We start from the raw sequence: 20102 nt of genomic DNA on the forward strand, positions 1-20102 counted from the left end.
CAAGGGAACCTCAACATTCATCTTAAAGCGAAAATGCACGCCCCAAGCGTGCATTGATCGATGAAATAAAAGAAGTTGACCTCTGGAAAAGAAAGAAAACGCTAAAGTTTTAACCACTAAAACAGAACGTCCACGATACATTCCCTGTTCCACATCGATAGAAGACGATGCAAGGGAACCTCAACATTCATCTTAAAGCGAAAATGCACGCCCCAAGCGTGCATTGATCGATGAAATAAAAGAAGTTCACCACTGGAAAAGAAAGAAAACGCTCAGTCTTTAACCACTAAAACAGAACGTCCACGATACATTCCCGTTTTCAAATCAATGTGATGAGGACGACGTAATTCACCAGAATTTTTATCTTCGATATAAGTCGGCGCCTTCAGAGCATCAGCCGAACGGCGCATGCCCCTCTTCGCTGGAGAGGTTTTTCGTTTAGGTACAGCCATAAAAAGACACTCCAAATCCATTAAAACAGAAAAAGCAATGTCAAAAATGACAATGCTTCATTTAAAACACCATAAAATTTGAGTATATTATACACTGATAAAAAAGAAGAGGCAATGTCAAAATGATCCTCCTCTTACCAAAAATGACCTTCCTGTTATCAAAAATGGTGTCACAATAATCAAATGAATATCAAAAACACTGCAAAATTTAAGAATTTTATACACCAATGAAAGCTTTTTTATAAGCCCTTCATTCAATTTTTATTTGGTTTAAAAAGGGATTTGCGCATACAGTAGAGATACAGATAAAAAGAGAAGTTGATTTTTAATAAAAAACGACGCCAATTTATGAAAACAAGAAAAAGCAACAACCTTTCTCTTTAAACTTCATAATTTCATTTTTGTAAAAACAAAGGAAGCAAGAATGCACGAATTTACCACCCTTCTTGCAAAACATGGACATACCGTTGAAAAGCGGCTTGATACCCTGTTAAGTGATCAAATCCAAAATGGTGAAATTTCACGCCCTAAAAATTTAATCAAAGCCATGCGCTATGGTGTGCTGAACGGTGGAAAACGCTTGCGTCCTTTTCTTGTAATTCAAAGTGCTGCACTTTTTGATGTCCCTGTAGAACATTCTCTTGATGTTGCGTGTGCCTTAGAATGTATCCATTGTTATTCGCTCATTCATGATGATCTTCCCGCTATGGATAACGATATACTCCGGCGTGGAAAACCCACTGTCCATGTAGCATTTGATGAAGCAACAGCAATTCTAGCAGGCAATGCCCTCTTAACATTTGCCTTTGAAATCATTGCTCATAAAGCTAGTATTTTATCTACAGATATTAGAATCAAGCTGATCACGTCTCTTGCACAATCGGCAGGACTTGGCGGTATGTTAGGTGGACAAATGCTGGACCTTGAAGCTGAAAAAAGACCGCAAGAAAGTACTGACATCATCACTCTACAACACATGAAAACAGCAGCCCTGATAAGCTTTGCTTGCCAAGCAGGTGCCATCATTGGCAATGCATCTAAAGAATTAACTGAAAAACTTACTGATTTTGGGACCTATCTTGGTTTAGCCTTTCAATTAACCGATGACCTTCTTGATGTCACCGCCAACACGCAAACCCTAGGAAAAACGGCTGGGAAAGATGAAACGGCACAAAAAGCCACTTTTGTTCACCTTTACGGCATTAAAGAAACCCAAAAAAAGCGAGATACACTCATCAGTAAAGCAGAAGCATTCTTACATCCTTTTGGCGCTAAAGCACTCCCCCTCCAACAAGCAGCACACTTTAGTGCAATACGCAAAAATTAAACTTCATCCGCCCTATTGTACATAGTGTACACCGTCATATTTATTGAATGCATAATAGACTTTTTAAAGAAACATTACCATTAATCTCCATTATAGTCCTTATCATGAAATGGGTACGACAAATCTTGAGAGGAATTTCATTAAAACAAGGCGTGTGAATTTATAACACAAATGCATTCTGGGTATCCTATTTTGCATAAAAAATGCCTTCCATTAAAGACTGAAAGAAACAAAATGTGAAAATGCGTAATCACCATGTTTTAAAAGATATTACAGTGGATGCTTTAAAGCCGAATAAAAAACAACCGGAAAGAGGAAAACTCATTTTCTCCTTTATGTCTTTAATCTTCTAACGATAAGGCAAAAAATAAACAGGATAAGTATAAAACAGGGCATTTTATAAACCCGCAAAAAACAATAAAAATGCCGATTGGCTTTGTAGCCTTATCAAAGTCATCTGTTGTTTATTGCCAACCCTAGGAGTACGATGCCCTCAGTAGAGAGTCGTAATTTTTATGCCTTTCCACGCTATCTTGTTGTAAAAGATCAAATATGGTTACATTCTGTAAATTCACTCGTGTATTGCTTGCTCTCTAAAAACACTTTTACAAAAGTTCTCGTTGTTTAGTTTAAGCATCATTTTTTTGAAGCTCGTATTTAAAATATCAGAAAAAAATGAACATAATGGCTATTTTGATTTTTATGCCACCCTCAAAGAACAAAGTCTTTTAACCTAATCTACTCTGTAAACAGTCTAGTGTCCTACCGAGTAGGTTTCTCTCGTTTTCCACGCATGCGATTCACTTAAACTAAAGACGCGATAAACAGACTTAAGAATATTCACCATGCACTTCTTAAAATACTTAATGTATCAAACAGGCTACCTTCACCACCCCTCAAATGACAGTATGTTACGGCATAACAGGATAAATAAAACCACTAATTTCAATAGAACGAAAAACCAAAGCAGTATTATTACCGATCTCTCTTTTCTTAGCAAGAAAGATATAACACATTGATTTATAATGATAATTCGTGGTTGTTCAACTTGAATAAGAACCCTGAATATCATAAGATTCTCTCATTTCAAATCTGTGTATGTTAAATCAATCAAAATCACTTGCTTGCACCTCACAAGCGGGAAAAGCCGCGTGGGGCAAAACATCAAAGAAAAGACTAAAAATGCCTCTTATGAACCGTCTTAAAAGCCAAAGGCTGTCCGCAACATTAGGAGCTAGCAAAGTGAATGATTGTGTCGGCACGTTCCTTCAAAAGTAGAAACATTTTTATTTACAAAAGTGTGTAATAACTTCAATTTAATAATAATCATGGTCACTGTACAACTTTAATTCATCACGCTCTTTATCTCGTTTATTCAATTCATCACATAAAAAGAGAATTGATAAGATTAAACAAAGAATGACCATTGCAACAGAAAGATAAAAAAAGTCCTTATTATTATATATAATAGCGCAATCTAATTTGTGATAAGTAGTTTTTTCAATCCAAGTGCAAATTTCCTCCTTTAAGTGCAATTTTCTTATTAAGATGAAAAGCATCATTGTAAGTGAACCTATGCCTGTTGTAAAAGCTGGAAAATATATCCACCTTTTGAAGCCATAATGAACAAACATGCAACATGGATAAGAAAATGCCGCGATTATTAAGACTATTATAGCCATTGAATATCCTTCGAGAGAATTTTTCTCACTACCCATTCAATGTCATTTGTAAATTCTTCTTGGTTTCATCATGTCATATATCGTGTTTAGCTCTATACAAAAACGCGCTATTTGTTTAGTATTGTCATCATGACCAGCTCTCATACTAGACACAAGGTCAATAATTTGTGTTTTGAAACTCATGCCATTTTCACTTGAAGAATTAAGAAATTTTTTCGCATAATCAATCATGGGGTCGGTAGCATTCATAGACATATTATAAGCCCAAATAAAATCGCTTTCTCTCCAATTATAGTCATTACGCAAACTGCTTATGACATTGGGTAGCATTGCCCATGACATCTCCTCATTATAATCACCGCGTAATAAATTAACAAAACGTCCACATAAAACAATCAGTATGTGACGATGCCGTATAATGTCAAACTTTGGTACGATATTCTGATAGCCATGGCTGTATACAAATTTTTTTGCTTGTTCATGCTTTTGAAAATGTTCAAAAGCGCCGTAATTTTCACTGATATATTTTTCGTAAAGTCTATCGTACTGTTCTAGACTATCTACGCGCGTACATCCCAACAACACAGATACAAAAAAAAAGAGTTATAAATGTTACAATATGCGTTATGGATAACGATTTCACCGCTTTACCTTTTAATAACTACAATTTGTACGGCTTAACAGATTCCTATCAAATATATCAATATATGCTGTTTTCTTGTGGCTTATTTGTAGCAAATTGTACTCAACAATATTTCTGTACTTGGTTTTATTCCCTCTCAAAGAGGGGGCTATCATTCAAAGTTTCCATAGATAAGTTTACTATCTGGATTAAGAGTATTTTCTAACATCAGAAAATACAGAGCTAACGCCACAATCAAGAGAGAACACTCAAAAATGAGCCATAATGAGAATGAAAGATGTAAGAAAATATCTCAACAAGATGATTGATATTTTAAAGAAAACAGCAATAAAACGCGTTAAATATATCAACAATAAAATAGATCATCAAAATATCAAAATCGATCATAAGGGAATTCTTATGAGGACAGGCTATAAATTGTCCGACTGCTTAAATTAGCTCTAATGAGATAAAGTGTTACCAGCAAGGAACCAATGAAAATGGGAAAACTGCTCCATCACCATTCCTTAATAAGCATATAATCCAGCACAATCATTTTCTTTATCAGCGTCCAATCTTATCAGCAACTCTTGGCGCAATATTCATGAGCAGCATTTTTATTTCCCTTTTAACGATTATTATGCCAAGCCCACTTATAACGACAAGCGGATGACTTTGATTGCTTCAACATACATAGATTTTAAATAAGAGTAACTGACACTATTCAGCTTTCTCATTCAACATGCAAAAACAACGATGCGCCTTAATAAATAAAAGCCTTGCCCCACTATGAAACCCTATAAAATACGTATCGTAATAAGTTAATATTTTCACTGAACTTTTTTGAGAGTTCCTTCTAAAAAAAATACCGCCAACAAGTAAATCAATAAATAAATAGCAAAAATATAAACGAGTGAGAAAAAGCCAAATATATTGACCATATACGCACTCATGTAAAAAAATACCAATAAGCTAAATCTCCCAACGGTTGACAAGAAAGATTCATATGTAGCCCTGAAATGATCACTAATACTATCGTGCAAGATAACTTCTACACGAAGATATGTATACTTAATGAGATAAAAAATCATACAGACTAAAATGACAGCCATTTCTTTTCTTGGTTCAAAGAAAGCGACTGTAGAAATCAGTAAAACCGAAAGAAACAACAGTAAAATAAAATTCACTCTTTCACTTAGTTTTGTAAAGAGAAAACTAGCCAATAGCTGAGAGAGCAATATCAATGAAAATGTCACACCAAGATCAAAATAAGTGACATTAATATTATGATCTTTAAATATCCACTGCCAATACTGCGAGAATATATTGAAAAAAATCAATGAAAAATAAAAGCATAAAGAGATATAAGGAACTTTAATAAAAATAGACAACATCTCCTTAGCTTCACAAATGAGAGAATTCGCTTTATTTGGTTTTTTCTCCCCCTTCAAGTTATCAAGAAAAAACAAACCAAATAGTGTTGTCATCAACATTAAAAACGCCGCGATATACCATATATATTGGCTAGAATAATCAGCAAAATATGCCCCGATTAAACTGAATATAAACATGCCGATGTAATTATATTGAGAGCTGGAACCAAGCACTTTTTTAGTGGATGTCACTTTTGCTTTTGCATATTGAACAAGTAAAGCATTATAGGCTCCAGCAATTAATGTTAGCGATAAGGCATTAAAAGTTTCTGCCAAAAGAAAACCATAAAAGCTTGTAGAAAATCCCATGAGAAAGAGCCATGTAGCAGCAAAAGCAGCTGCCAAAACGATCGATATTTTATAACTTTTTCGATCAGCAAAATATCCCAGAGGAATATCGGTAACCATCATAATAAAAGCCTGAAATGACTTAATGACACCTATATCAATAAGCGTTAAGCCTTTTTCAAGCATATAAAAAACAATAAAGGCGCCTGTTAAAATCCTTATACCATTAAATAAAAACCCGAATGCTAATATACTTGTCATGCATTCCCCCAATAACGCCAAAAAAAGGTCCCCGTATACATCATTTTATATCAATATAAAAGCTTACATTTTACGACAAATAGGGCTATAACCGCTATAAAGATCTCCAATCCTATCAATTTGATACCCCAAAAAATACTGGGAAAAAGCCTGAAAAAGCAATAAACAATGTTTTTTCTATAATTTGATATTTGTCAAAATCCGCTAAATACTTTACTGTCTCAAGAGCAGCCAAAAAACCAGCAACAACATTTACGGATCTATTTAAAGTATTCATATCGTTTTGCTTAATAGTCTTAACACACTCAAACTCATTAATATCCTTCATAAGCTTCTGATTCTAAAACAGGCATATCATCTGGTTTTACCTAAAATAATAAGCAACCAACAACAGTATTGACCATAGCTAAAGCAGCATACAACAGCACCCTCTTCACATTGAAGACAGCTTGTTTTAAAAAAAACGACACACCATTTTTACTTCAGCCTTATGCGATTTTTACCTCAACCTTGCCCAAAGCGTGTATGAATATAATCACTCAAAAGCGCTTCAAATTCTTCAGCAATGTGATCACCCCGCAAAGTTTTTACCTTTTGTCCCTCAATGAAAACAGGTGCCGCAGGACTTTCCCCCATTCCAGGCAAAGAGATTCCAATATCCGCATGCTTTGACTCCCCCGGTCCATTGACGATACATCCCATCACAGCAACCTTCAAGCTTTCAACGCCAGGGTATTTTTCACGCCAAATAGGCATATTTTTGTATAAATCTGCTTCAATTTTTTGCGCCAATTGTTGAAAGACCGTTGAGGTTGTGCGCCCACAACCAGGACAAGCCGCAACCACAGGCAAAAATTGCCGAAACCCCATCACTTGCAAAAGTTCTTGCCCCACCTTTACTTCTCGTGTCCGATCACCACCAGGTTTTGGTGTTAAGGAAATTCGTATCGTATCGCCAATCCCTTGCTGTAATAAAATACCCAAAGCCACCGAAGAAGCAACAACGCCCTTTGTTCCCATCCCAGCTTCCGTTAATCCCAAATGAAGAGCATAATCACAACGTGCCGCCAAGGTGGTATAAACAGCAATAAGATCTTGGACATCACTTACTTTAGCAGAAAGAATAATTTTATCACGTCCCAACCCTAACTCTTCTGCTAAAGCGGCCGAAAGCAAAGCCGACTGCACAACAGTTTCCCGCATCACTTCAGCAACCGATAAAGGATTTTCTTGCTGTGCATTTTCATCCATAAGCCGTGTTAACAATGCATTATCAAGAGAGCCCCAATTCACGCCAATGCGAATAGGTTTATGATACCGACAAGCAATCTCAATAATTTCTGCAAATTGACGATCTTTTTTTGCGCCAAAACCAACATTTCCAGGATTGATGCGATATTTTGCAAGCGCCTCAGCACACGCAGGATGCTCAGATAAAAGCTTATGACCAATATAATGAAAATCCCCAACCAATGGTACAAAAAATCCTAACCTCTCCAATCGCTCCCGTATTTTTGGTACAGCAGCCGCCGCTTCATCGCGATCAACAGTAATTCGAACCAATTGTGAACCAGCTTGCCAAAGAGCAGCTACTTGAGCAACAGTTGCATCAACATCAGCGGTATCTGTATTGGTCATTGACTGTACAACTATCGGGCTCTGCCCCCCAATGATCACATCACCAACAGTAACACCAACAGATCGACGACGCTCAAGTGGTTTAGATAAAAAATAGGTCGTACTCATCAATTCCTCAAATTTTTAAAACCTGCGCTATCAATTATTACTTACATTGACTTCCTCCGCGCTTCAAAGGACGAAAATTACACCGCCCACCAATCTTAACAGATTGCTCTCAAAAGGTTCTACCTACTAACACTGATGCAATTCAACTCATAGGTGGATTCATTCTATAGACGCACCGGATAAGTTCTACTACTTCTGTTCAAGTTTATACTTCTACACTTGGTTGATTCAAAAAGAAACTGAAACCAAACAGAGACAATACTGTATTTTTAGTTGCATGCCGATACCTTACATCAACGTCATCACAAAACAGTGTTTTACAACACAACAGATAACGCCTAACAAAACACCATTTTTAAAATGCATGAAAGACATCGCCAAATTAATCCAACATATTGATTTATAATAATCTATTTTTTACAAATTTGAATGCTAAACCCAAATATCGTAAGATTTCCTCATTTTAAATCTTCTTAATTGAATCAATCAATACCACTCCCTACAGCCACAAGAGAATATGTAGATAAAAACTCCTTATAAACTATTTCAAGTGCCAAAAGCTATCCCAACACTTTAAACAAACAAAAAAATGAAGACATCGCCCACCATCTTTATGAATGAATCTTACACCATTTTGTAAAAAATTTTACCTTACATCCTTAACAAACACCATCACGAAATGAACTCGGACACATTAAAAAATGCCTCATTAAACTCAAACTCTTAATTCTCATCTCACCCACGCGCGGTATTATCAATGCAACCTTTCAATTTTCAAGCCGTTATAGCAAAACCCCAAACACAATTCCAACTGTCACGCAACAATTTAACACATGAAGGAGTCAATAAATGTGTCTATTTTCACCCCATAGAAAAAATGCTAAAATTAAAAAACGTATAGCACAATTAAAAAGAGAGCTGGTCCCCGTAAATCATTGGAGTTTTCAAAATGATAGCTTTGAAAACATTTCTGAGCTGTTTAACACATGGAAACAAAAAGGCCGTCACGCACTTTATCACCTCAACGAACATGCTACAGAATTAAAGAAAAAAGCGAAAGAAAATCCTAAAAAAACCCTCGCATTAGCAGCAGGAGTCGTTTTAGTAAGCTTCTTACTGATCCGTAAAAATTAATAACACAACCAATAACCTTCCCTTTTAATGCCCGCCTCAAAACGGGCATTTTATGGTTTACAAAATATCAACTTTACGTCTTTCTCCTAACTTTACGCCCTCTCCCAAAAGGATAAATTTCCCATCCGACCAGACTATAATCCAGCTTTTGTCTATCGGAAACCTGTCCACACATGCGATTCACATCACCACCCCTCAAAGGAAAACATTTCTAAAGGCAACAAACAAGCCCTACAACGAATGTGCTCCCCACACATACACTTAACGCATCAAAAAGACGCCTGATACCACATCTCAAATAGAGATATTCACGGGACAATAAGATAACAACTCAAATATTCAATCCAAAACTTCCCCCAATTTCCCAGACTTCTCAAAACTTCATTGCGTATATAGACTAAAAATAACGAATTAATACTGGAAAAGCTTACACTTTTACTCTATACGCCCTCGATTGTCATTTTAATTGAGGAAAGGGAAGGATATTTTGATATTGAAAACCCACACTCTTTTCACTACCAGGTACTTTTTATAAAAAATGCCTTTAGACAAAAGAAATGTTTCTCAACAACAATCATTGCATTTTCCTTTGAATTTCACACGAGCGCATTTGCAATAATTTTTCTATTTTTTTCCAACTCATTTTGCCGAAATATAGAACAAATTAAACAATAAAAATAACAGCTTGCACATTTTAAAAATCCACTCTCTGAAATAAAAAAACGACATGGTTTCTTAAATAAAACATCCGCAGCTCTTCAAAGAACATTCAAAAAGCAAAAGAGTCATGGCCTCCATCGTTCTAATTTTAGTCACTTTCAAACATTGACAGGTATCAGCAGCAGCAAAAATACTGAAAAGAGGAAAGAAAAATTCTTATACTAAAGAGCCATTAAAAAACGCAAAATCAAAAGCAGCAATTGATATTTTTGATGAACAAAAAGCCAAAACACAATATAGAACAAGCTATTTACCAAAAAGCGTGTGAAAAACAAAAAACTATAAAACAGCTCATTGATCAACTTAAAAGTCTTAAAGATACTGATCAAATTCAGCCCATTCAAACGCACTACGCAGCCCTACAAATTCACGAAGACGAGTTATACAAATGAAAGCCTCGGCAATAACCCAACAAGGAAAAGAAGAATGTGAAGCGAAAGAATTTAGAAAACGACACAAAGATTATACCCCACCACTCTGTAGTCATTAAACTGAAAAAAAGAAGCAAAATCATGAACAAAGTCATTACCACAACACGGCTACTCTGCACGGCTCTTGTCTCTACTGGTTACGAAAAAACCTACAGCGTAGCAGAATTTAAAAAGATAAAAAATAATTCGAAGAATGGGCTATGAGATGTGGATGATCAGAAACTTCAAAAAAATGTGAAAACGTACGAATAGCTGATCACGAATTTGCCATAGAACGTTAGAAAAAAGCCGAATATGAAATGGGAAGCTGGAGATAAAAAACGGAAAACCGAAAGTGAAGCTAGAAGAGGAGCTAAACTTTAAGAATTACAGCAAATACAAGAAGAGAATATTCGTAAAATATTTGGAACTGAAAAACAAAAAGAAAACGACTAAATCAGAAAAACATTCATGGCAGCATTGTCTTTAGCCTGATTGATCAGAATTGATTATAAAAATTATAACAGAGCACAATTTAAAAATTGTGCTCAAACTGCATAAAACTGAAAGAAATGGTTCTTTAAGAACTCTTCAAGAAATTATCAAAACACACAATGAATATCATGGTATTTAAATGGCAACAGAAAACGAAAGCATATTGACCTAAATAGATAACGATTTAGTCCCTTACAATGACAAATAGATAACACCATTACACATCTTTCATCGGCTATATCTGCTCTGGTAACTACATTTTATACGCTCTATAGTGTGTCCCCATGGAGTACAATATTATGTACAAGCGTTTTTTAGCTTGATTATTGCGACAGTTTTCAAACTTAGCATCATTATTATACACACAATACACATTGATAATAACAACACATTTATCAGAGATAGATTTTTCAACGATCTGCCTCACATCATTGCAAATATCACACAAAGAGTACACTCAGATAAAAAGAAAAACCTCCTTTCCACACCTCAAAAGATGATATTGCTAGAAACGACAGGCAAATCTTCCAATACTCCATCCCCCCCTACTGAGTTATTTCAAAATAAATGGAAGTGAGTAAAGATGCATGCGCTTTAATATTCTAAGGAACATTATTTTACACCATAGTATAGAAGTATAAGAAGCTTAAGAGCTTTAAAAGATGTAGTATAGCAAACCAAACGAAATCTTCTAACGTAAACAACCACTTGCTATAAGTAAATGACGCAAAAATTAAACTGAAAAAACCCAAAATTTTATCCTCCAGAATCGACTCGCTGCGAAGTATCTACATAAGTAACCACGGACATGCCAGGAATGAGTTTTTCAATCCCTTCCTGCCCAGGATCTAAAGCAATCCGTACTGAAATACGTTGCGCAATTTTGATAAAATTACCAATTGCCGTATCCGTCTTTAACAATGAAAACTCTGAGCCTGTAGCAGGAGCAAAACGAACCACACGCCCTGTTAACTTTTTGTTGTTCAATGCATCAACAGAAAAAACAACCGGTTGTCCCACACGCATCTGAGAAAGTTGCGTTTCCTTATAATTAGCAATAATCCAAATATCATCAGAAATAACAGAGACCAATTGTGTCCCCGGCATAACATATTGCCCTACCCGCGCTCCAACTAATCCAATATAGCCTGTTCGAGGAGATAAAATCTTTGTATGATCGAGATTAAGTTTTGCCAACTCAACACTCACCTTAGCTCCAGCAATTTCTGACTGTAAACTTTGCCGTTCAAGATCCAATTGTTTTTGCAATTGGCGTTTTGTTTCGAGAGCTGTCAAGAGTTGTGAAAGAGGACGAGAAACAGAACTTGCCGCATCACCAAAACCTAACTTTTTACTATCTGGAACAACATTGGAAAATGCTCGTGAACGCGCCAATTCCACCTCTGCTGTATTAATTTCGCCCTGCAAAAGCTGTGCTTGTAATTCAATACTTGCCAGTTTTGCTTTTTTTGAATCGAGAACAGCCTGTGCCCGTGCAAGCTGCTGGCGAAAAAGAGAATCATCGAGCTCAAAGAGCAGCATTCCCTTTTCAACGCGTTGATAATCTTGCACATAAATCCGTGCAATCACCCCAGAGATCTGTGAACTAACCAGAGTAACATTGCCCTTAATAGAAGCATTATCCGTTATTTGAATATTACTCACAAAAGGAGGAAGTCTCCAAGCCCACAAAATCAGCAAAACACCTGTAATACCCGATAGGAATGCAACAATCGTAGCTTTTGACCGTAATGTTTTTATCATTTTTTTGCACCCCTCTTTCTATGACATTACTCTACTTTTCTAATGCGCGCAAAGAGCATGACTTAACAATCATTGTGGCAAGAAAAATAACGAATACAACCATTGAAATATAAAAATAAAGCCGAAAAACGTCATCATAAGCAAAAATATTTGCTGTTAACTTAAATTTCTCTATCAACATAGAAGTACCCTGTTCACTTCTCAAGCCATTGGGAACAGAAACACCATAAGAAGGCGAAAATAAAGTATGCATCTCACCAGAAATAAGCGGATCAGTAATAATAATATTTTGTGTTAAGGACTCAAAGTTCTTATGGGCAAAATAAAATTGAAGGCTGCCAAAAAAAGCCGACCCCATCAATCCCCCTGTCACTTGCGTTAACAAAAAAACAGCAATAAAACTTAAAACGTAACGCGGTCCTCGCTCACCAGCGATCACAAACCCTTTGAAAAGAGCAGGAGGCAAAAAAAGTGCATAACTAAAACTCACCAACCCTTGGCTCAACATCATATCTTGTGGACGTGTTAAATGGTTTACATGACTATCTAAATAAGCTCCCAACGCCAAACAACCCAAAGACAACAAATAAAAATAATCCTCACGCCCCGCCCGTAAAAAAAAGACACAAACAGCCCCCCCTAACAGAACCCCTAATGTCACCGCAAGATACATGGGTGCCATCTCACGATTGAGCAAACCAAAAAGATTAAAAAACCCTACGGGCAAATTTGACCGCTCCAATAAAAAAACATGAAAGATCAATAAAATAAAAACAGATTGGATCATTTCTTTACTGAAAATCCAACGGAGATCAATCAACGGTTTTTCTCTATTAAGCTCAATAATAATAGCAATAGCCAACGAGAAAATAGCAAGTGCGAGCCCCCAACCAATCCATGGTGCTTCATACCACCAATACAATATGCCAACAGACATGATCACAGCATTTAATCCAAGACCAAGAGCAATCAAACCATAGCTTATCCAATCTAACTTTTGAATAACCTTACTACGCACAACAGGCGTTAGGGGCAAAGTATAGATACAAACTAAGCTGATAAGAACCAACCCCATTTCCAGAGCGGAAAGACTGGAAAAACCACCATTTTCCAGCAAATCAGGAGAAATCAAACGTGATAAAGGTGCCGCTAAAGCCGCATTCATATAATTCAAACTAAGACCAACAGTAAACTTCTTTGCTGGAGCAAAAGCCTCCATCATATAAAGCAGCGCAAGTGAAGCCAAAGGAGCAGCAGCAATCCCAGCAAAAAAGCGAATAATCAACGCAGAACGCAAATCCGTAACAAAGAGCTGCAACACGCAAACCAAAACAAAGCCAAGAATTGACAATTCAGCAAAAGCGCGCAGCCCAAATTGATAGCGGATTTTGATCAACATAATCGCTACACTCACATTTGGCGCCATATAGGCCGCTACCAGCCATGTCGTCTCGGCCAAAGTTGCATGAAAATCACCCGTAAGATGGACAATGTTAGACTGAACAATATTAGCCCCTAAACCATAAGCCCATTGCAAAATAAGAGAAGCAAAAATATAAACAAAGCACTTTGGCAAAGGTCCAGCAAAAACACGACCAGGATGAGGAAAAGGTTTTCCACCCCTTTTAGCAGACACAACCGTACTCTTTTTTCGGCTCATGTCATCTTTTCCTGTATACTCGCTACGCTTCTATCAACACAGCACCATCAGCTGACAACTGCTGGAAAAAAGCCTCTATTTTATGATTGTCCTCATCACTTGCTCCCCCCTCTAACGTCGCTTGAAGCTGCAAAATCTGCTGTTCTAATACATCAAAAGAAAGATGCTCTACAGCCACAACGTGCTCTACCAACAAAGAGCAGCCTGAAAAGGTAATATTTGCAACGCCTCCGCAAACAGCAAATAATTGCTCACCCAAAGAGGTGCGAACACGAACACTGCCCAACACAATACTTGCCACCAATGGCGCATGATGCGCCATAACTGTTAAAGAACCTGAAGCTGAAGGAAGAACAACAGACACGACCTGCTCTGAAAACACAATTTTTTCAGGCGATACAAGCTCAAATAAAAAATGCTCTTCTCTATTGTTTTCCACAAAAGTCTCCACAATACCCGATATAAGAACTCTCTGTTTTCTTCAACAACTCGTCCTTGTTAACGAAAAATACCCATGACAGTTTTTTCTTGAATAAGAAGCTTCTTACTAAGAAGCCTCTGCCATGAGACGCTTTCCTTTTTCAAGTGCTTCATCAATCGAACCAACCATATAAAAAGCAGCTTCTGGCAAATCATCATAATCGCCAGCACAAAGCCCCTTAAAGCCTTTGATTGTCTCTTCCAAAGGAACGAGTTTTCCAGGAGAACCAGTAAAGGCTTCCGCAACATGGAAAGGCTGCGAAAGGAAACGTTCAATTTTACGCGCCCGCCCCACCAGCAATTTGTCATCTTCAGAAAGTTCATCCATTCCAAGAATAGCAATAATATCCTGAAGCGCTCTATAACGTTGTAAAATGGTTTGCACTTGACAAGCCACCGTATAATGCTCTTCCCCCACAATCAATGGATCCAACATGCGTGAGAAAGAGTCAAGCGGATCAACCGCCGGATAAATTCCCTTTTCAGCAATAGAGCGCGAAAGAACAGTTGTTGCATCCAAATGGGCAAAAGATGTTGCCGGCGCCGGATCCGTCAAGTCATCTGCCGGAACATAAATTGCCTGAACGGAAGTAATAGAGCCTGTTTTTGTACTGGTAATACGTTCTTGCAAAGCCCCCATATCCGTTGCCAAAGTTGGCTGATAGCCCACAGCAGAAGGAATACGCCCTAAAAGAGCAGACACCTCAGCTCCTGCTTGCGTGAAACGGAAAATATTATCCACAAAGAACAGAACATCTTGTCCTTCATCACGGAAACTTTCTGCAATTGTCAATCCTGAAAGAGCCACACGCGCACGCGCTCCTGGTGGTTCATTCATTTGCCCGTAAACAAGGGCACACTTTGACCCTTCCGTTGAACCATTATTCTCTTTTGGATTCACATTCACGCGGCTTTCGATCATTTCATAATAAAGATCATTTCCTTCACGTGTACGTTCTCCCACACCAGCAAATACAGAATAGCCACCATGTGCCTTTGCAATATTGTTTATAAGTTCCATAATGAGAACGGTTTTTCCAACACCAGCACCACCAAACAAGCCAATTTTACCCCCTTTAGAATAAGGGGCTAACAAATCCACGACTTTAATACCAGTAACGAGAATTTCCGAAACAGTCGATTGCTCAACATATTCAGGCGCTTCTTGATGAATAGAACGCGTTTTTGTTGAAGCGATTGGTCCCACATTATCGACCGGCTCTCCAATCACATTCATAATACGTCCCAACGTCGCTTCTCCTACAGGAACGCTAATTTGTGTTCCTGTATCCACGACCTTTTGGCCCCGCATCAGACCATCAGTCGTATCCATAGCAATCGTACGCACAGTATTTTCACCCAAATGCTGCGCAACTTCCAAAACCAAGCGATTGCCTAAATTCTCTGTTTCCAAAGCGTTAAGAATATTTGGCAATGCGCCTTCAAATTGCACATCAACGACAGCACCAATAACCTGTTTGATCTCACCAACAGCGCCTTTTGCATGCTGTTCTTTTTTTGTGGATATATCTTTTTTTACAGGTGTATCTTTAGCGGCACTACGCGCAGGCGCAGACGCACTCTTTACATCCGCTTGAGATTTCGAAGCGGCTTTTTTCACGCTGGAACGAGCAGCTGGTTTCTTTTTTTCACCTTTTTCTGTTCCTTTGCTTGAGGTTACTGCTTTTACCATCAATCCTTACCTTTTCCATTTAAAGCGCTTCAGCGCCTGCAATAATTTCGATCAATTCTGTCGTAATCTGTGCCTGACGCTGACGATTATAAGCCACCGTCAATTTATTAATCATTTCACCTGCATTGCGCGATGCATTGTCCATAGCTGTCATCTTTGCGCCCATTTCACCAGCAACATTTTCCAACAAAGCGCGAAAAATCTGCACCGAAAGATTGCGTGGCACAAGCGCCTCTAAAAGAGAAGCAGCATCAGGTTCATACTCATAAACAATTGATTGTGAATCTTTGCTCTGATCAGTTTGCTCCACAACATCTATTGCCTCAACAACTGTTTTTGGAGCAATCATTGGAATCAAGCCAAAAGCTGTAGGACGCTGATTAATTACGGAAACAAATTCAGAATAAAACAGCGTACAAACATCGAAAGCGCCTTCATTGAATAAATCGACAACCCGTTGACTAATCATTACTGCCTCTGCAAAACCAATTCGTTTTACAGCATGCAAATCGATGTGATCAATCATCAAACCTTTGTAATCACGCGATAAAATATCCGCACCTTTTTTGCCCACGGTAATAATTTTCACTATTTTACCGGCTGCCAATAGTGCTTTAATTTGTTCACGTGCGCGACGGGCGATTTGCACATTAAAAGCACCACACAAACCGCGCTCAGCAGTACACACCACCAAGAGATGCACATCATCTCGCCCCGTACCACGCATAAGAGCAGGCGCATCAACACCATCGACATCAGCAGCAACACTGGTCAAAATATCAGCCATCCTCTTCGCATAAGGACGCGCAGACTGTGCCGCCTCTTGCGCACGGTGCAACCTTGCTGCTGCAACCATCTGCATAGCTTTGGTGATCTTTTGTGTTGCTTTAACCGAAGCGATACGGTCTCTAAGATCCTTTAGTGAAGCCATTCAAGCATTCCATTAATTCATCATGAAAAATTTTTCGCATAAGTGTTAAGAACCGTCATCAACTTATCTTTCAGCTCATCTGTTAACTGCTTTTGCTCAGCAATTGCCTTTAAGAGATCTTGATAATCACTCCGCAAAAGCACCAAAAGCCCCTGCTCAAACCGCGCAACATCAGAAACCGCTAGAGAATCAAGATAGCCATTCACACCCGCGAAAATAACCACCACCTGTTCTTCTGTTTTGAGTGGAGAAAATTGCGGTTGCTTTAAAAGCTCAGTCAAGCGCGCACCCCGATTCAACAGACGCTGGGTTGACGCATCCAAATCAGAACCAAACTGCGCAAAAGCTGCCATTTCACGATATTGCGCCAATTCACCCTTAATCGAGCCAGCAACTTGCTTCATCGCTTTAATTTGTGCAGCAGAACCAACACGCGATACAGAAAGACCAACATTTACAGCAGGACGAATTCCTTGATAAAACAAATTAGTTTCCAGAAAAATTTGCCCATCCGTAATCGAAATCACATTTGTAGGAATATAGGCAGAAACATCATTTGCTTGCGTTTCAATAACTGGCAAAGCTGTCAACGACCCAGATCCATTTTCCGCATTCAACTTCGCAGCGCGCTCTAAAAGACGCGAATGAAGATAGAAAACATCTCCCGGATAAGCCTCACGACCTGGCGGACGACGCAATAAAAGAGACATTTGACGATAAGCTACCGCTTGTTTTGACAAGTCATCATAACCGATCAAAGCATGTTGCCCATTATCACGGAAATATTCACCCATAGCACATCCGGCAAGAGGCGCAATAAATTGCAATGGCGCTGGATCAGAAGCGGTTGCCGCTACGATAATAGAATATTCCAGTGCTCCACGTTCTTCTAAAACTTTAACGAACTGTGCCACCGTCGAACGTTTTTGACCGATAGCCACATAAATACAATAAACTTTGTCTTGCTCTCGTCCCGCCCCTTTTTCATGAAAAGGTTTTTGGTTTAAAAATGTATCGAGCAAAATTGCTGTTTTTCCTGTCTGGCGATCACCAATCACCAATTCACGCTGTCCGCGTCCAATGGGGATGAGTGCATCAATTGCTTTTAATCCCGTTGACATTGGTTCATGGACAGACTGACGTGGAATAATCCCAGGCGCCTTAACATCAACACGACGACGCTCTGTTGCCTTAATAGGTCCCTTACCATCGATAGGATTTCCCAAAGCATCAACCACGCGCCCCAGCAAAGCGGGTCCCACAGGAACATCCACAATAGCGCCCAATCGCTTTACACAATCCCCTTCACGAATATCGCGATCTGAGCCAAAAATGACCACACCAACATTATCAACTTCCAAATTGAGAGCCATACCGCGCACATCATTTGGAAAAGCAACCATTTCCCCTGCTTGGACATTATCCAAACCATAAACGCGGGCGATACCATCCCCAACAGAGAGAACCCAACCAATTTCTGAAACCTCAGCCTTTTGGTCAAAGTTTTTGATTTGCTCTTTTAGAATTTTGGAAATTTCAGATGGTCTAATATCCATCAGCTGACCTCTTTTTTCAATGCAAGCTTAAGCGAAGACAATTTTGTTAGAAGAGACGTATCAATTTGAGACGCCCCCACACGAATGATTAATCCACCAAGAATTGTTGGATCCACAATGATATGTAGCAAGACTTTTCCTCCAATGACACCTTCCAAAGCCTCACACAACTCTTGTCTTTGTTGAGAACTTAAGGGGCACGCAGAAACAATTTGTGCTGTAACTTGGCTACGAGCGCGTGCAACACAACGCTGAAAAGCATGTAAAATACCAAATACGGCACTAAGCCTACGGTTTGCTGCGATAACGCGTAAAAAATTACCAATAACCTGTCCTGCGTTTTTATCAGCAAATTTGATATTTTCACAAACAGACTGCATCACCTTCATTTGCTCTTTGACTGAAAAGAATGGACTGAGCACAAAGCGTTTTAAATCTTCATTTTGCTCCAAGACAAGCAAAAATTTTTCCACTGCCTTTTCAACCTTTTCAACGTTTTCCGCTTCTTGAACGCAATCAAAAAGCGCTTGCGCATAGCGTTGATCTACCAACGGCAGCGGTATGAGAGAAAATGAATCCGACACGAAATACCGCCTCTTTCCCTTGAGCGATTCTCTGATAGTTATCAGATGAAATGAAACAGACACTCCTAATTTTAAGAATCTTCTTCTTAAAACCTAGAACAAAAATCACTTGGTTTCTAGCATAGACATAACCGACTCGCAACACCACAAATCGCTGCTTTTTAAAAATTTTAAATAAAATATTCAAAATATTTTTGAAAAGGATTTTTTTAGATCCCTAGGATGGCATCAAGGTTTTTAAAATACCTCTTTTTGACATTCTCTGAGAGATTTTTTTCACTCTCTTTAATTTTCTTTAATTTTGCTTCCAATGCTCTTTCCTCCCCCCAAAAACGGTTCTTCCTTAACATTAAAGATCACCCACTTATCACCATAAGTGCTTTTGCGAAAAGTGACTGCGCATTACCTCAGGTTTTTGTTTATCGCGTTCTTTAATAAGGTTCCGTCCTTTACGAAAAACAGAGCGCCATTGGGTTGCAGCCTCACGGACTTGTTTTAAAGAAACATTTCTTAATGCTCCCAAGCCTATTTCACGACGGCGCCTATGAATGATAGGATTATGAATGATATAATGGTCAATCCATTGAGTCCCCCATCTTTACGCTCCATAAAAACGCAAGCCAGCGCACCATAACACACTTTACCAGCTCGTGGAGGCGCGTGCAGCAGGCCCTTGGAACTAGAGACGGTTCATAAGAGACATTTTTAGTCCTTTCTCATACAGTTTCACGCCCCACGTTCATCCCACTTGTTATGTACAAGGGAATGATTTTGATCAAAAGATTTGAAATGAGAGAATCTTACGATATTCGGGATTCTCATTAAACATACAAAACAATGAATTATCCTTATAAACAATGTTGC

17 protein-coding genes are annotated in these 20102 nt (G+C 38.4%); 4 read left to right on the forward strand and 13 right to left on the reverse strand.

Going from position 1 to position 20102, the window contains the following annotated elements:
* Nucleotides 1–272 precede the first annotated feature (272 nt).
* Complete coding sequence (rpmF, locus tag ACFIJJ_RS03555; RefSeq protein ID WP_005774555.1) at nucleotides 273–452, reverse strand: 50S ribosomal protein L32; 180 nt, start codon at nucleotides 450–452, stop codon at nucleotides 273–275.
* Nucleotides 453–876: 424 nt separating this feature from the next.
* On the opposite strand from rpmF, the gene ACFIJJ_RS03560 reads away from it, so the two are divergent.
* Nucleotides 877–1779, forward strand: a complete 903-nt coding sequence (locus tag ACFIJJ_RS03560; protein WP_375645931.1) for a polyprenyl synthetase family protein — start codon at nucleotides 877–879, stop codon at nucleotides 1777–1779.
* A gap of 1724 nt (nucleotides 1780–3503) precedes the next feature.
* Here the strand turns inward: ACFIJJ_RS03560 and ACFIJJ_RS03565 are convergent.
* The 4 genes from ACFIJJ_RS03565 to ispG all read right to left on the reverse strand — a co-directional run bounded on the left by ACFIJJ_RS03565 (nucleotide 3504) and on the right by ispG (nucleotide 7811).
* Complete coding sequence (locus ACFIJJ_RS03565) at nucleotides 3504–4046, reverse strand: hypothetical protein (protein ID WP_375645932.1); 543 nt, start codon at nucleotides 4044–4046, stop codon at nucleotides 3504–3506.
* Between the two features lie 867 nt (nucleotides 4047–4913).
* The gene (locus ACFIJJ_RS03570) at nucleotides 4914–6065 is read right to left on the reverse strand and encodes an MFS transporter (RefSeq protein WP_375645933.1); all 1152 of its coding nucleotides are present in this window, start codon (nucleotides 6063–6065) and stop codon (nucleotides 4914–4916) included.
* Between the two features lie 115 nt (nucleotides 6066–6180).
* Nucleotides 6181–6393 carry a hypothetical protein gene (locus ACFIJJ_RS03575; protein ID WP_375645935.1) on the reverse strand — a complete coding sequence of 71 codons (213 nt, stop codon included), beginning with the start codon at nucleotides 6391–6393 and terminating at the stop codon, nucleotides 6181–6183.
* A gap of 176 nt (nucleotides 6394–6569) precedes the next feature.
* Complete coding sequence (gene ispG / locus ACFIJJ_RS03580; RefSeq protein WP_375645936.1) at nucleotides 6570–7811, reverse strand: flavodoxin-dependent (E)-4-hydroxy-3-methylbut-2-enyl-diphosphate synthase; 1242 nt, start codon at nucleotides 7809–7811, stop codon at nucleotides 6570–6572.
* Between the two features lie 849 nt (nucleotides 7812–8660).
* On the opposite strand from ispG, the gene ACFIJJ_RS03585 reads away from it, so the two are divergent.
* The 3 genes from ACFIJJ_RS03585 to ACFIJJ_RS03595 all read left to right on the forward strand — a co-directional run bounded on the left by ACFIJJ_RS03585 (nucleotide 8661) and on the right by ACFIJJ_RS03595 (nucleotide 10300).
* Nucleotides 8661–8945 carry a hypothetical protein gene (locus tag ACFIJJ_RS03585; RefSeq protein WP_375611728.1) on the forward strand — a complete coding sequence of 95 codons (285 nt, stop codon included), beginning with the start codon at nucleotides 8661–8663 and terminating at the stop codon, nucleotides 8943–8945.
* A 932-nt stretch (nucleotides 8946–9877) separates the two neighbouring features.
* On the forward strand, nucleotides 9878–10057 hold the full coding sequence (locus ACFIJJ_RS03590; protein WP_375622544.1) for a hypothetical protein: 180 nt from the start codon (nucleotides 9878–9880) through the stop codon (nucleotides 10055–10057).
* 120 nt (nucleotides 10058–10177) lie between these two features.
* A complete protein-coding gene (locus ACFIJJ_RS03595) occupies nucleotides 10178–10300 on the forward strand; it encodes a hypothetical protein (protein ID WP_375645937.1) in 123 nt (40 codons plus the stop codon).
* 1026 nt (nucleotides 10301–11326) lie between these two features.
* On the opposite strand, the gene ACFIJJ_RS03600 is transcribed toward ACFIJJ_RS03595, so the two are convergent.
* The 8 genes from ACFIJJ_RS03600 to ACFIJJ_RS03635 all read right to left on the reverse strand — a co-directional run bounded on the left by ACFIJJ_RS03600 (nucleotide 11327) and on the right by ACFIJJ_RS03635 (nucleotide 19761).
* A complete protein-coding gene (locus ACFIJJ_RS03600; RefSeq protein ID WP_375622543.1) occupies nucleotides 11327–12334 on the reverse strand; it encodes an HlyD family secretion protein in 1008 nt (335 codons plus the stop codon).
* A 31-nt stretch (nucleotides 12335–12365) separates the two neighbouring features.
* The gene (locus ACFIJJ_RS03605) at nucleotides 12366–13994 is read right to left on the reverse strand and encodes an MFS transporter (RefSeq protein WP_375622541.1); all 1629 of its coding nucleotides are present in this window, start codon (nucleotides 13992–13994) and stop codon (nucleotides 12366–12368) included.
* Between the two features lie 22 nt (nucleotides 13995–14016).
* Nucleotides 14017–14433 carry an ATP synthase F1 subunit epsilon gene (gene atpC / locus ACFIJJ_RS03610; protein ID WP_375622539.1) on the reverse strand — a complete coding sequence of 139 codons (417 nt, stop codon included), beginning with the start codon at nucleotides 14431–14433 and terminating at the stop codon, nucleotides 14017–14019.
* A 108-nt stretch (nucleotides 14434–14541) separates the two neighbouring features.
* Nucleotides 14542–16167, reverse strand: a complete 1626-nt coding sequence (gene atpD / locus ACFIJJ_RS03615; protein ID WP_375645938.1) for a F0F1 ATP synthase subunit beta — start codon at nucleotides 16165–16167, stop codon at nucleotides 14542–14544.
* A 19-nt stretch (nucleotides 16168–16186) separates the two neighbouring features.
* Nucleotides 16187–17098: a F0F1 ATP synthase subunit gamma gene (locus tag ACFIJJ_RS03620; protein ID WP_375622535.1), complete on the reverse strand. Its 912-nt coding sequence runs from the start codon at nucleotides 17096–17098 to the stop codon at nucleotides 16187–16189.
* A gap of 20 nt (nucleotides 17099–17118) precedes the next feature.
* Entirely contained in the window at nucleotides 17119–18654 is a 1536-nt protein-coding gene (gene atpA / locus ACFIJJ_RS03625; protein ID WP_375622533.1) for a F0F1 ATP synthase subunit alpha, read from the reverse strand.
* A complete protein-coding gene (gene atpH / locus ACFIJJ_RS03630) occupies nucleotides 18654–19238 on the reverse strand; it encodes an ATP synthase F1 subunit delta (RefSeq protein ID WP_375645939.1) in 585 nt (194 codons plus the stop codon). Before atpH ends, atpA begins: the two co-directional genes overlap by 1 nt.
* 367 nt (nucleotides 19239–19605) lie before the next feature.
* Nucleotides 19606–19761: a hypothetical protein gene (locus ACFIJJ_RS03635; RefSeq protein WP_375645940.1), complete on the reverse strand. Its 156-nt coding sequence runs from the start codon at nucleotides 19759–19761 to the stop codon at nucleotides 19606–19608.
* Nucleotides 19762–20102: the final 341 nt, after the last annotated feature.

Source organism: Bartonella sp. TT29SHDZB, assembly GCF_042193395.1.
Lineage (GTDB): Bacteria > Pseudomonadota > Alphaproteobacteria > Rhizobiales > Rhizobiaceae > Bartonella.